Source organism: Streptomyces sp. NPDC058291, assembly GCF_042880855.1.
Lineage (GTDB): Bacteria > Actinomycetota > Actinomycetes > Streptomycetales > Streptomycetaceae > Streptomyces.
Window position 1 is genome coordinate 1 of the sequence record NZ_JBHVYK010000078.1, and the last position, 12,740, is coordinate 12,740.

The 12,740-nt window shown below is 73.7% G+C and carries 12 protein-coding genes and 1 pseudogene; 11 read left to right on the plus strand and 2 right to left on the minus strand.

What is annotated here, in order from left to right:
- A pseudogene (locus ACFVYK_RS29720) lies at positions 1 to 547 on the plus strand (hypothetical protein); the annotation flags it as partial.
- Entirely contained in the window at positions 484 to 1,296 is an 813-nt protein-coding gene (locus ACFVYK_RS29725; protein ID WP_389779400.1) for a hypothetical protein, read from the plus strand. The pseudogene ACFVYK_RS29720 and the gene ACFVYK_RS29725, both read left to right, overlap by 64 nt.
- 99 nt (positions 1,297 to 1,395) lie before the next feature.
- On the opposite strand, the gene ACFVYK_RS29730 is transcribed toward ACFVYK_RS29725, so the two are convergent.
- A complete protein-coding gene (locus ACFVYK_RS29730; RefSeq protein WP_389779350.1) occupies positions 1,396 to 2,679 on the minus strand; it encodes a DUF1015 domain-containing protein in 1,284 nt (427 codons plus the stop codon).
- 73 nt (positions 2,680 to 2,752) lie between these two features.
- Here ACFVYK_RS29730 and ACFVYK_RS29735 point away from each other — a divergent pair, with 73 nt between their 5' ends.
- The 4 genes from ACFVYK_RS29735 to ACFVYK_RS29750 all read left to right on the plus strand — a co-directional run bounded on the left by ACFVYK_RS29735 (position 2,753) and on the right by ACFVYK_RS29750 (position 6,867).
- Positions 2,753 to 3,781 carry an HAD hydrolase-like protein gene (locus tag ACFVYK_RS29735; protein WP_389779351.1) on the plus strand — a complete coding sequence of 343 codons (1,029 nt, stop codon included), beginning with the start codon at positions 2,753 to 2,755 and terminating at the stop codon, positions 3,779 to 3,781.
- A gap of 70 nt (positions 3,782 to 3,851) precedes the next feature.
- A complete protein-coding gene (locus tag ACFVYK_RS29740; protein ID WP_389779353.1) occupies positions 3,852 to 4,895 on the plus strand; it encodes a FecCD family ABC transporter permease in 1,044 nt (347 codons plus the stop codon).
- Positions 4,892 to 5,977, plus strand: a complete 1,086-nt coding sequence (locus tag ACFVYK_RS29745; protein WP_389779354.1) for a FecCD family ABC transporter permease — start codon at positions 4,892 to 4,894, stop codon at positions 5,975 to 5,977. The genes ACFVYK_RS29740 and ACFVYK_RS29745 overlap by 4 nt, the downstream gene beginning before the upstream one ends.
- The gene (locus tag ACFVYK_RS29750; protein WP_389779356.1) at positions 5,974 to 6,867 is read left to right on the plus strand and encodes an ABC transporter ATP-binding protein; all 894 of its coding nucleotides are present in this window, start codon (positions 5,974 to 5,976) and stop codon (positions 6,865 to 6,867) included. The genes ACFVYK_RS29745 and ACFVYK_RS29750 overlap by 4 nt, the downstream gene beginning before the upstream one ends.
- Here the strand turns inward: ACFVYK_RS29750 and ACFVYK_RS29755 are convergent.
- Complete coding sequence (locus ACFVYK_RS29755) at positions 6,851 to 7,198, minus strand: SCP2 sterol-binding domain-containing protein (RefSeq protein ID WP_389779358.1); 348 nt, start codon at positions 7,196 to 7,198, stop codon at positions 6,851 to 6,853. The two genes, ACFVYK_RS29750 and ACFVYK_RS29755, sit on opposite strands and share 17 nt — an antisense overlap.
- A gap of 42 nt (positions 7,199 to 7,240) precedes the next feature.
- Between ACFVYK_RS29755 and ACFVYK_RS29760 the strand changes: the two genes are divergently transcribed.
- The 5 genes from ACFVYK_RS29760 to ACFVYK_RS29780 all read left to right on the plus strand — a co-directional run bounded on the left by ACFVYK_RS29760 (position 7,241) and on the right by ACFVYK_RS29780 (position 12,543).
- Complete coding sequence (locus ACFVYK_RS29760; protein ID WP_389779359.1) at positions 7,241 to 7,600, plus strand: hypothetical protein; 360 nt, start codon at positions 7,241 to 7,243, stop codon at positions 7,598 to 7,600.
- 7 nt (positions 7,601 to 7,607) lie between these two features.
- Positions 7,608 to 8,423, plus strand: coding sequence for a TlyA family RNA methyltransferase (locus tag ACFVYK_RS29765; RefSeq protein ID WP_389779361.1), 816 nt, complete (start codon positions 7,608 to 7,610; stop codon positions 8,421 to 8,423).
- The gene (locus tag ACFVYK_RS29770; RefSeq protein ID WP_389779363.1) at positions 8,420 to 9,325 is read left to right on the plus strand and encodes an NAD kinase; all 906 of its coding nucleotides are present in this window, start codon (positions 8,420 to 8,422) and stop codon (positions 9,323 to 9,325) included. The genes ACFVYK_RS29765 and ACFVYK_RS29770 overlap by 4 nt, the downstream gene beginning before the upstream one ends.
- 100 nt (positions 9,326 to 9,425) lie before the next feature.
- A complete protein-coding gene (gene recN / locus ACFVYK_RS29775; RefSeq protein ID WP_389779401.1) occupies positions 9,426 to 11,144 on the plus strand; it encodes a DNA repair protein RecN in 1,719 nt (572 codons plus the stop codon).
- Positions 11,145 to 11,220: 76 nt separating this feature from the next.
- Positions 11,221 to 12,543, plus strand: coding sequence for an alpha-amylase family glycosyl hydrolase (locus tag ACFVYK_RS29780; protein WP_389779364.1), 1,323 nt, complete (start codon positions 11,221 to 11,223; stop codon positions 12,541 to 12,543).
- The last annotated feature ends 197 nt before the right edge of the window (positions 12,544 to 12,740 follow it).

Here is a 12,740-nt window from a genome sequence, read left to right on the forward strand (position 1 = left end):
GACCGTCCGGGCTTCCAGCGTGATGACCGTGGTCCGCGTCGGGACGACCGAGGTGACCGTCCGCCCTTCCGGCGTGACGACCGCGGTGACCGGGGGTCCCGTCCCGCCTTCCAGCGTGATGACCGTGGTCCGCGTCGGGACGACCGTGGCGACCGTCCGGGCTTCCAGCGTGATGACCGTGGTCCGCGTCGGGACGACCGAGGTGACCGTCCGCCCTTCCGGCGTGACGACCGCGGTGACCGCGGCGACCGTCCCGCGTTCCGCCGTGACGACCGGCGTGATGAGCGCCGTGACGACCGGCGTGATGAGCGTGGCGGGTTCCGTGGGCGGGACGACCGCGGCGCTGCCCCCCGTGGTCCGCGTGGGGACGACCGTGGTGGACGGCCCGGTGGTTTCCGGGGCCGTGACGGGCGTGACGACAGCCGTGGCGGCGGTAGCCGGTTCCGCGATGACCGGGATCGCGACCGTGAGCCGATCAAGCGGCTGCCGATCCCGGAGGACGTCACCGGCGACGAGATCGACAAGGACGTTCGGCAGGAGCTGCTGAGCCTGCCGAAGACGCTCGCCGACGACGTCGCCAAGAACCTGGTGATGGTCGCCCGGTTGATCGACGAGGACCCCGAGCAGGCCTACGCCTATTCGAAGGTGGCCCTGCGACTGGCGTCGCGGGTGGCGGCTGTTCGGGAGGCGGGCGGGTTCGCCGCGTACGCCAACCAGAAGTACAGCGAGGCGCTCGCCGAGTTCCGGGCCGCCCGGCGGATGAGCGGTTCCGTGGAGCTGTGGCCGGTCATGGCCGACTGCGAGCGCGGGCTCGGGCGGCCGGAGAAGGCGCTGGACATGGCCGGCGCCCCCGAGGTGCACAAGCTCGACAAGGCCGGCCAGGTGGAGATGCGGCTCGTCGCGGCCGGCGCGCGGCGCGACATGGGGCAGCTGGACGCGGCGATCGTGACGCTGCAGAGCCCCGAGCTCGCGTCCGGTTCCGTGCAGCCCTGGACCGCGCGGCTGCGCTACGCCTACGCCGACGCGCTGGTCGCCGCCGGACGTGAGGGCGAGGCGCGGGAGTGGTTCGCCAAGGCCGTCGAGGCGGACCGGGACGGCAGCACCGACGCCTCGGACCGGCTCGCCGAGCTCGACGGGGTGGACTTCGTCGACGCCCTCGACGAGGAAGGGACCGAGGACGTCGACGCGACCGACGTGAGCGACCAGGGCGTCGCGCAGAAGGCTGCGGAGGACGTCGAGTCCGGGGCTGAGTCCGAGGCGAAGGCCGAGGCTAAGGCCGACCGCGACGAGGACTGAGGCAAGGCGAAGGGGCGGGATCCGGTGTCACCGGGTCCCGCCCCTTCGTGCGTCCGAGCCCCTTCGTGCGTCCGGGTACGCCCCTTCGTGCGTTCGGGCTCAGGCGTCGAGTGCGCGCAGGACCAGTCCCGAGGCCGGCTTCGGGCCGAACGACGTCGACTTGCGGGGCATGGTGACGCCCTGGCGGGCCAGGTCGCGGACGACCTCCTCGCGGACGGGGTGCAACAGCACCGCCGTACCGCCGTCGCGTTCCGCCTTGCGCACGGTCGCGGCCGTGTCGTGGATGTAGGCGATGCGGGCGGGGTCGTCCTCGGGGACGTCCCATAGGTGGTCCAGGAGCGTGGCGTGCAGCACCGTCGCGTCCAGGGTGCGCCACGCCTGCGGGCGGTCGGCGGGGATCGTGCGGGCGAGGAGGGCCGGGTCCGGGCGGTCGAGGAGGTGGAAGGCGCCGTCGCCCGCGAGGAGGAACGCGTTGCCGGCGCAGGCGGCGTCGGCCAGGACGTCGAGAGCCTGCGGAAGGCCGAGGTCCAGGGACCTGACGCGGAAGCTTCCGTCGAGCGCGGCCAGTGCGTCGGCGACCGGGAGTCCGTGCAGGAGGCGGTGGATGGCGCGTACGCGCAGGGGGTAGCGCGCGGTGTCCACCAGGAGGACGAGACCGTGGTCCCAGGGGCCGGGCTCGGGGTGTTCCGCCCGCAGCCGCAGGTAGGTCGCCCAGCGGTGGTGGCCGTCGGCGATCAGGGCCTGATGGCGGGAGAGGTCCTGTTGGACGCGGGCCGTCTCGGCGGGGTCGGTGATCGCCCAGAGGCGGTGGCTGTAGCCGTCCTCGGTGGTGGTGGACAGGAGCGGGGGGAGGGCGGCGGTGCGCTCCACGACCTCCGCGGCGGCGCCGCCGCCCCGGTAGGTCAGCAGGAGGGGTTCGAGGTTCGCGTGCGTGGCGCGCATCAGGGCCGCGCGGTCCGCGACGATGTGCGGCATGACGTCCTCGTGGGGCAGGACGACGCCGTCCGAGGGCTCCGAGACGCGCAGGGCGCCGATGAGTCCGCGCTGGAGCATGCCGTCCGCGTGCCGCTGCTCGTAGACGTACAGGGCGGGCTCGGGGTCGGCCGTCAGGACGCCCTCGGCGAGCCAGCGGCGCAGGGTGTCGGCGGCCTGTTCGTTGCGGGCGGCGGGGGTGGTGGCCTGAGGAAGGATCAGACGGACGATGTTGTAGGGGTCCGCGTCCTGGAGGTGATGCAGGCCGTCGGGGCGTACCACGACGTCGTACGGCGGGGACGTGACGGCGGCGAGGCTGCCGACCCGGTCGGGGTCGTAGCGCAGGCCTCGGAACGGGGTGAGTTCCAGGCCTCGGGGCGCCGTCGCCTCGGAGGGACCTGCTGTGTTCATCCCGGCATCGTACGTGTGTCGGTGGCGTGCGGGATGATCGAGGGAAAGCGGATCGAGCGAGGAGCGATGTGGAATGAGCCGGAGTGTCAGGACGAGGCCCGAGGGCAGTGGGCAGGCCCTGAGCGAGGCGTACGACACGGCTCTGCTCGATCTCGACGGGGTGGTGTACGCGGGCGGGAACGCGATCGCGCACGCCGTCGACTCGCTCGCCTCCGCGCGGGCGGGCGGGATGCGGCTCGCCTACGTCACCAACAACGCGCTGCGCACGCCGGACGCCGTGGCCGGTCATCTGACGGAGCTGGGCATACCGGCGGGCGCGCAGGACGTCATCACCTCGGCGCAGGCGGTCGCGCGGCTGATCGGCGAGCAGGTGCCGGCCGGGTCGCGGGTGCTGGTGATCGGCGGGGAGGGGCTGCGGGTGGCCCTGCGCGAGCGGGGGCTCGTGCCGGTGGAGTCGGCGGACGACGACCCGGCTGCGGTGGTGCAGGGCTTCGGCGGACCGGACCTGCCGTGGGGGCGCTTCGCGGAGGCCTCGTACGCCGTCGCGCGCGGGGTGCCGTGGTTCGCGTCCAACACGGATCTGACGATTCCCAGCGGACGCGGGATCGCGCCGGGCAACGGCGCGGCGGTGGAGGTCGTGCGGATCGCCACCGGCGCCGAGCCGCAGGTCGCGGGCAAGCCGCTGCCGCCCATGCACCGGGAGACGATCCTGCGGACGGGCGCGGAACGGCCGTTGGTCGTCGGGGACCGGCTGGACACGGACATCGAGGGCGCGTTCAACGGCGAGGTCGACTCGTTGCTCGTCCTCACCGGTGTCACCGACGGGCCGCAGCTGCTCGCCGCGCCGCCGCAGCACCGGCCGACGTACGTCGACGGCGACCTGCGCGGGCTGCTCGCCGGGCAGCCCGAGGTCTCCGTGGAGGGGGACGCGTTCCGGTGCGGCGGCTGGACGGCCGCCGCGGGGGCGGAGCGACTGGAGCTGTCGGGCGAGGGCGAAGCCCTGGACGGGCTGCGGGCGTTGTGCGCGGCGGCCTGGACGGCGGCCGGGGACGGAGCCTGTGAGCTGGACGCGGGGAAGGCGCTGGCACGGCTCGGCCTGTGACGGGTGAGGGGGCGCGGGGGGTGACGATCCGGAACCTGACGCCGTTGCGAGGGTAGGCTAACCTAACTGCGTGTTGGTCGACAGTGTTCCCGTACCGCGCGCGGAGACCGCCCCCGCGCCCCCGAACCGCCGGGCGGTACGCTCCGCCGGACTCCTGGCGGCCGTGGCGGTCCTGCTGCTGGTCGCGGTGGCGAGCGTCGTCGTCGGGGCCAAGGAGCTGTCCGTGGCGCAGGTCTGGCACGGGTTGTTCGAGGACTCCGGGACGTACGCGGACGTCGTCGTCGACGAGCGGCTGTCGCGGACCGTGCTCGGGCTGCTCGTGGGGGCCGCGCTCGGCCTGTCGGGGGCCGTTCTGCAGGCGCTGACGCGCAATCCGCTGGCCGATCCCGGCCTGCTCGGCCTCAACGCGGGCGCGTCGGCCGCCGTCGTCACGGCCATCTCCTTCTTCGGCGTCACCAGCCTGAGCGGCTATGTGTGGTTCGCGTTCTTCGGGGCGGCCGCGGTCGGCGCGCTGGTCTGGTTCCTGGGCGGGAGCCGGGGGGCCACTCCGGTACGGCTCGCGCTCGCCGGCACCGCGATCAGCGCCGCGCTGTACGGCTACCTCCAGGCCGTGATGATCCTGGACGGCGCGGCGCTGGCCCGGATGCGTTTCTGGACCGTCGGCTCGCTGTCCTCGGCGACCGACGAGACCATCGGCCAGGTGCTGCCCTTCCTGGTGGCGGGCACGCTCCTGGCGTTCGCCCTCGCCCGGCCGCTGAACGCCGTGGAGATGGGCGACGACACCGCGAAGGCGCTCGGCGCGAACCTGAACCGCACCCGGGCGCTGTCCATGCTCGCCGCGACCGTGCTGTGCGGCGCGGCGACCGCGGCCTGCGGGCCGATCGTGTTCGTCGGGCTGATGGTCCCGCACGTCGTCCGCTCGTTCACCGGACCCGACCTGCGCTGGATCATGCCGTACGCGGCGATCCTGTCGCCGGTGCTGCTGCTCGGCTCCGACGTCGTCGGCCGGGTCGTGGCCCGGCCGTCGGAGGTCCAGGTCGGCGTCATCACCGCGATCATCGGCGGCCCGGTCTTCATCTTTCTCGTACGACGGCGGAGGACGGCCCAGCTGTGAAGAGTGCGCAGAAGACCCCTCGCCGGCCCCGAGAACCCCGAGCACCCCGCGGTCCCCGTGCGCTGCGCACCGCGGGCGGGCTGTCCGTCCGGCTGGATCCGCGGGCACTGGTCGTCGTCGTGCTGCTGGTGGTCGCCGCGCTCGCCGCGAGCGTGGTGCTCATCGGCACCGGGGACTTCCCGATCTCCTCGGGTGACGTCGTCCGGACGCTGTTCGGGCAGGGCGACGCCGGGCAGGAGTTCATCGTCAACGAACTGCGGCTGCCGCGGGTACTGGTGGGGCTGCTCGTCGGGGCCTCGCTCGGCCTCGGCGGGGCGCTGTTCCAGGCCGTGTCGCGCAACCCGCTGGGCAGCCCGGACGTGCTGGGGCTCGGACAGGGGGCGACGGCCGGCGCGCTCGTGATGATCGTGCTGTTCTCCGGGAGCGCCGCCGAGGTGACCGTCGGCGCGCTGATCGGCGGGCTGGTGACCGGGACCCTGATCTACCTGCTGGCGTGGAAGCAGGGCGTGCACGGGTACCGGCTGGTGCTCGTCGGCATCGGCGTCTGCGCCGTCGCTACGGCGGTCAACGGGTACCTGCTCACCAAGGCCGACTTCGTCGACGCGGCCCGCGCCGTGGTGTGGATGACCGGCACCCTCGACGGCCGCGACTGGCAGCAGGTCTGGCCGCTGCTCGCGCTGGCCTGTGTGCTCGTGCCGCTCGTCCTCGCCCACGCGCGCGGGCTGCGGATGATGGAGATGGGCGACGACGTCTCCCACGCGCTGGGCGTGCGCGTGGAGCGTGTACGGCTGGTGCTGATGGTGGCCGCCGTGCTGCTGACCGCGGCCGCCACCGCCGCCGCGGGGCCGGTGAGCTTCGTGGCGCTCACCGCGCCCCAGCTCGCCCGCCGCCTCACCCGCTCGCCCGGCCCGAACCTCGTGGCGTCCCTGTGCATGGGGGCCGCGCTGCTGGTGGTCGCGGACTGGGCCTCGCAACGGCTCTTCGGCGACGGGCAGTTGCCCGTGGGCGTCGTCACCGGCGTGCTGGGCGGCGTCTACCTGCTGTGGCTCCTGGTCACCGAACGCAAGGCGGGCCGTATATGACCGGCGCGGCCGACCGCCCCGGCCGCTCGGCCGAACAGAACAACCGAAGGAGCACCGTGAACCGTCTGTCCGCCGAGGACGTCACCCTCGCCTACGACCAGAGGGTCATCGCCGAACAGCTGTCGGTGGAGATACCGGACAACTCCTTCACCGTGATCGTCGGCCCGAACGCCTGCGGCAAGTCGACGCTGCTGCGGGCGCTGTCGCGGATGCTGAAGCCGAGCCGGGGCCGGGTGCTGCTGGACGGGCAGGTCATCCAGTCGATGCCCGCGAAGAAGGTGGCGCGGACGCTGGGGCTGCTGCCGCAGTCGTCCATCGCCCCCGACGGGATCACCGTCGCCGACCTGGTGGGTCGCGGCCGCTATCCGCACCAGGGCATCCTGCGGCAGTGGTCGGCCGAGGACGAGCGGGTGGTGCGGGAGTCCATGGCGCAGACCGGGGTCGCCGAGCTCGCCGACCGGTACGTCGACGAGCTGTCCGGCGGGCAGCGTCAGCGCGTGTGGATCGCGATGGCCCTCGCCCAGCAGACCCCGCTGCTGCTGCTGGACGAGCCGACGACGTACCTGGACATCCAGCACCAGATCGACGTCCTCGACCTGTGCGCCGACCTCCACGAGGAGCAGGGGCGCACGCTCGTCGCCGTGCTGCACGACCTCAACCACGCGGCGCGGTACGCCACCCACCTGATCGCGCTGAAGGGCGGCGAGGTCATCGCTCAGGGCGCGCCGAACGAGATCGTCACCGCCGCTCTGGTCGAGGAGGTGTTCGGGCTGCGCTGCCAGGTGGTCGACGACCCCGAGACGGGGACGCCGCTGGTGGTGCCGGCGGCGCGCAAGGCGCGGGCCGGGGCGGGGGCCGGGAAGGCCGTGGCCGCTACAGAAGCTTCCTGAGCTGGAACAGGTCCTTCAGGCCCGCCTCCAGCTTCACCCGGCCCGAGCCCCACGCCTTGGCGAAGTTCAGCTCGCCGACGACCAGCGCCACCAGGTCGTCCCCGGTCATGGCCAGTCTGATCTGCGCCTTCTCCACGGGCGGTCCCTGCAGGGTGTCCTGCACCACGATCCGGCCGCCCGTCATGCGGCCGACGAACGTGACGTCCAGGTCGGTGATCCGGCAGCTCACCGAGCGGTCCAGGGCCGTGGCCGCGCGGACGTCCCCCTCGGCGCTCTGCAGGGAGTCGGAGAGCTTCTCGAGTGCGGCGCGGCACTCCTCGATCGTGGCCATCGCGCACGACGGTACCCCAGGCGTTCGAGGTAGCGTCTGGGCATGAGCGACACAGTGCCGCGGACCGGGACGGACACGGCGGCCGTACCCGAGGATCGCGAGCGGGACCAGGCGCAGCCCGAAGAGAGCGAGCGCGAGCCGGCGCCCGAGCACGACCCCGCCGCTCCCGCCCCGCTGGCCGTCCCCCGCGCCTCCACCGGCCACGCCGAGGTGGACGCGCAGCTGGAGCGGCTGGCCGACGCCGACCACCTCGCCACCGACGGACACGTCGAGGTGTACGAGGATGTACACCGGGGGCTGCGCGACGCGCTCACCGCGCTCGACGCCCGCCCGGGACCCCCGGCGCCCGCACCGTCCTTCGACCGGCGGACGCCTTCACCCTCGCATGGCAGTAGGAGCTGAACCGAACGTGGCTGGAGTCGCACGTCGCCGTCTGGACGCGGAGCTGGTCCGCCGCAAGCTCGCGCGCTCGCGTGAGCACGCCGGGCAGCTGATCGCCGCCGGCCGGGTCAGCGTCGGCAAGACCGTCGCGACCAAGCCGGCCACCCAGGTGGAGACCGCCGCCGCGATCGTCGTCGCCGTCGACGCCGACGACCCGGACTACGTGTCCCGGGGCGGGCACAAGCTCGCCGGGGCGCTGGAGGCCTTCGTGCCCCAGGGGCTCGTGGTGCGCGGGCGGCGGGCGCTGGACGCCGGCGCCTCGACCGGCGGGTTCACCGACGTGCTGCTGCGGGCGGGCGCCGCGCACGTGGTCGCCGTCGACGTCGGATACGGACAACTCGCCTGGTCTCTGCAGAGCGATGAACGCGTCACCGTCAAGGACCGTACGAACGTACGCGAGTTGACGCTTGAAGCGATCGATGGGGAGCCTGTGGATCTTGTCGTGGGGGACTTGTCCTTCATTCCGCTCGGGCTGGTGCTGCCGGCTCTGGCGCGGTGCACCGGACCGGACGCGGACCTGGTGATGATGGTGAAGCCCCAGTTCGAGGTGGGGAAGGAACGGCTCGGCAGCGGGGGTGTCGTGCGCAGCCCGCAGCTGCGCGCGGAAGCCGTGCGGGGTGTGGCCGGGAAGGCGTGGGACCTGGGGCTGGGCGTGCGGGGTGTCACCGCCAGCCCGCTGCCGGGTCCTTCGGGCAATGTCGAGTACTTTCTGTGGCTTCGGGCCGGGGCGCCTGCCCTGGACCCGGCCGACGTCGACCGTGCAGTTGCGGAGGGGCCGCGTTGAGTCAGAACCGAGCTCGTACTGTTTTCCTGCTCGCCCACACCGGGCGGCCGGCGGCCATCCGCAGCGCCGAGCTGGTGGTCAAGGGGCTGCTGCGCGAGGGCATCGGCGTGCGCGTCCTGGAGTACGAGGCGTCCGACCTGCATGTGCCCGACGACGTGGAACTGGTCGCCGAGGCCACTGCGCAGTGCCTGGAGGGATGCGAGCTGCTCATCGTCCTCGGCGGTGACGGCACGCTGCTGCGCGGCGCGGAGTTCGCGCGGGCGTCCGGCGTGCCGATGCTCGGCGTCAACCTCGGGAGCGTCGGCTTCCTCGCCGAGGCCGAGCGAGACGACCTCGACAAGGTCGTCGACCGGGTGGTGACCCGGGCGTACGAGGTCGAGGAGCGCATGACCGTCGACGTCGTCGTGCACCGCAACGGGGACATCGTGCACACCGACTGGGCGCTGAACGAGGCGGCGGTGCAGAAGGCGGGCGCCGAGAAGCTGCTGGAGGTCGTCCTGGAGATCGACGGGCGGCCGGTCACCGGGTTCGGGTGCGACGGCATCGTCCTGTCGACCCCCACCGGCTCCACGGCGTACGCGTTCTCCGCCGGCGGGCCCGTGGTGTGGCCCGAGGTCGAGGCGCTGCTGATGGTGCCGATCAGCGCGCACGCGCTGTTCGCCAAGCCGCTGGTGACCTCGCCCAACTCGGTGCTCGCCGTGGAACTGCTGCCGCACATCCCGCCGGGCGTCCTGTGGTGCGACGGGCGGCGCACCTTCGAGCTGCCTCCGGGCGCCCGGGTCGAGGTGCGGCGGGGGGCGGTGCCGGTACGGCTCGCCCGGCTGCACCACGCGTCGTTCACCGACCGGCTCGTCGCGAAGTTCGCCCTGCCGGTCGCGGGATGGCGAGGGGCGCGCAGCTAGGGTCGCGCAGAGGTCGGGGGGCGCGTCCACTCGCCCGGGTGACAGGGTGCCTCGCACTTTCCCTCTCCGACCTCGTAAGGTCTTCCCCGTGTTGGAGGAGATGCGGATACGGTCGCTCGGAGTCATCGACGACGCTGTCGTCGAACTGTCGCCCGGCTTCACCGCCGTCACCGGTGAGACGGGCGCGGGCAAGACCATGGTGGTCACCAGCCTGGGCCTGCTGCTGGGCGGACGCGCGGATCCCGCGCTCGTGCGGATCGGCGCGGACAAGGCGGTCGTGGAGGGGCGGATCACCGTGCCCCCGGGCGCCGCGGCGGTCCTGCGGGCGGAGGAGGCGGGCGCCGAGCTCGACGACGGGGCGCTGCTCATCAGCCGTACCGTTTCCGCCGAGGGTCGGTCGCGGGCGCACGTGGGCGGGCGGAGCGTGCCCATGGGCGTGCTCGCCGAGCTCGCCGACGAGCTGGTGGCCGTGCACGGGCAGACCGACCAGCAGGGGCTGCTCAAGCTGTCCCGGCAGCGGCAGGCGCTCGATCGGTACGCGGGCGACGCGGTGAGCGTGCCGCTCGCGAAGTACACCGAGGCCTACCGGCGGCTGCGGGCGGTGGCGGTCGAGCTGGACGAGATCGTCACCCGCGCGCGGGAGCGGGCCCAGGAGGCCGACCTGCTGCGCTTCGGGCTCGACGAGATCGCCGGCGTCGAACCGCGCCCCGGGGAGGACGTCGAGCTCGCGGAGGAGGCCGAGCGGCTGGGTCACGCGGAGGCGCTGTCGTCGGCCGCCACGGTCGCGCACGCCGCGCTGGCCGGGAACCCGGAGGATCCCGAGGGCATCGACGCCACCACGCTCGTCGCGGGCGCGCAGCGGGCCCTGGAGGCCGTCCGATCGCACGATCCGGCGCTGTCCGCGCTCGCCGACCGGATCGGGGAGATCGGGATCCTGCTGGGCGACGTGGCGGGCGAGCTCGCCGGGTACGCCGACGACCTGGACGCCGATCCGCTGCGGCTGGCGGCGGTCGAGGAGCGGAGGGCCGCGCTCACCGCGCTCACCCGCAAGTACGGGCAGGACATGGACTCCGTGCTCGCCTGGGCCGAGCGGAGCGCCGCCCGGCTCACCGAGCTGGACGGCGACGACGAGCGCATCGACGAGCTGACCGCCGAGCGGGACGCGCTGAGGGCCGAACTCGGCGGACTGGCGCAGGCGCTGACGGACGCGCGCGCCGACGCCGCCGAGCGGTTCGCCGCGGCCGTGACCGCCGAGCTGGCCTCGCTGGCCATGCCGCACGCGCGCGTGTCGTTCGACATCCGGCAGACCGAGGACCCGGAGGGCGTCGAGGTCGGCGGCCGTACGGTCGCCTACGGGCCGGCCGGCGTGGACGAGGTCGAGCTGCTGCTCGCCCCGCACCCGGGCGCTCCGCCGCGGCCCATCGCCAAGGGCGCGTCCGGCGGTGAGCTGTCCCGCGTGATGCTCGCCGTCGAGGTGGTGTTCGCGGGGACGGATCCGGTGCCGACGTACCTCTTCGACGAGGTCGACGCGGGCGTCGGCGGCAAGGCGGCGGTCGAGATCGGGCGCCGGCTCGCGCGGCTCGCGAAGACCGCGCAGGTCGTGGTCGTCACCCATCTTCCGCAGGTCGCCGCCTTCGCCGACCGGCAGCTGCTGGTGGAGAAGACCAACGACGGGTCGGTCACCCGGTCCGGGGTGAAGGTCCTGGAGGGCGAGGAGCGCATCCGCGAGCTGTCCCGGATGCTCGCCGGCCAGGAGGACTCCGAGACGGCCCGGGCCCACGCGGAGGAGCTCCTCGCCACGGCTCGCGCGGACGGGTAGGAACGCACGGACAGCGGAGCCCGGCCGGGACCGGGACCGTCGACCACCCATCGCCCACCTCTTGACGGAGGCATCCGTGTCCTGGTCCGACCACGCCATCTGGTGGCACGCCCACCCGCTGGGTTTCCTCGGCGCCGAACGCACCGCCCTGCCGCCCGGCGAACCCCCGCGCCACCGGCTGCCCGTTCTGACGGACTGGCTGGACCACCTGGTGGGACTCGGCTGCAACGGCCTCGCCCTCGGGCCGGTGTTCGCCTCCGAGACCCACGGGTACGACACGGTCGACCACTTCCGGATCGACCCCCGACTGGGGACCGAGGACGACCTCGTCGAGCTGACCGAGCAGGCCGCCTCCCGAGGGGTGCGGGTCCTGCTCGACGGCGTCTTCAACCACGTGGGCCGGTCCTTCGGGCCCTTCGCCGACGTGGTCCGCGACGGCGCCGCCTCGCCGTACGCCGACTGGTTCGTGCCGGACGGCGACGACTTCCGCGTCTTCGAGGGGCACCGGCACCTGGTCGCGCTCAACCACGACGCCCCGGCCGTCGCCGACCACGTGGTCGCCGTCCTCGACCACTGGCTCGACCGAGGCGTCTCCGGCTGGCGGCTCGACGCCGCCTACGCCGTCCCGCGCCCCTTCTGGCGCACCGTCACCGACCGGGTGCGGGCCCGCCGTCCCCAGGCCTGGTTCAGCGGCGAGGTGATCCACGGCGACTACGCCGCGTACGTCACCGAGGGCGGCCTGGACTCCGTCACGCAGTACGAGCTGTGGAAGGCGATCTGGAGTTCGCTGAACGACGTCAACCCGCACGAGCTGGCCTGGGCTCTCCAGCGCCACGACGCCCTGCTCGACACGTTCGCGCCGCAGACCTTCGTCGGCAATCACGACGTCACCCGGATCGCCAGCCGGCTGCGCGAGGGCCGGCATGTGGCGCACGCGCTGGCGGTGCTGTTCACCGTCGGCGGCGTCCCGTCCGTGTACGCCGGGGACGAGCGGGCCCTCCCGGGCGTCAAGGAGGAGCGCGAGGGCGGGGACGACGCGGTGCGGCCCGCGTTCCCCGCGGACCCCTCGGGGCTCGGTGCGCAGGGACTGCCCGTGGAGCGGCTGCACCGGAGCCTGATCGGCGTACGGCGGCGCAACGCCTGGCTGGTCCGGGCGCGGACCCGGGTGCACACGCTCACCGATCAGGTGCTCGCCTACACCCTCACCGATCCGGACGGCGCCGCAACGGTCGCCGTCGCCCTCAACTTCGGGGCGGCCCCCGTCGAGGCCGCTCTGCCGGCCGCCGACTGGACGCCGGCCGCCGGGGAGGCCACCCTCCACGCGGGCGGACGCCGGGGCGCCGTGGCGTTGCCGGAATTCGGCTGGTTCGTGGCCACGGCGGCGGAGATCCCGAGCTGAAGCGCGCCACACCCGCCGGGGCGGACCGCATCCCCGCGTCGGGCCGGAATGTCGCACGCACTCTCGATCGCCTTCACCCGCCTGGGTGAAGCAAGGGGGGTGGCAGCCCGTCGCCCGGCGGCTGAAGGGCACGGAACACCCGTACGTCCTGGCATCCTTGGGCGCACTACGTGGAGGTACGCCAGCGGTCCACCCCT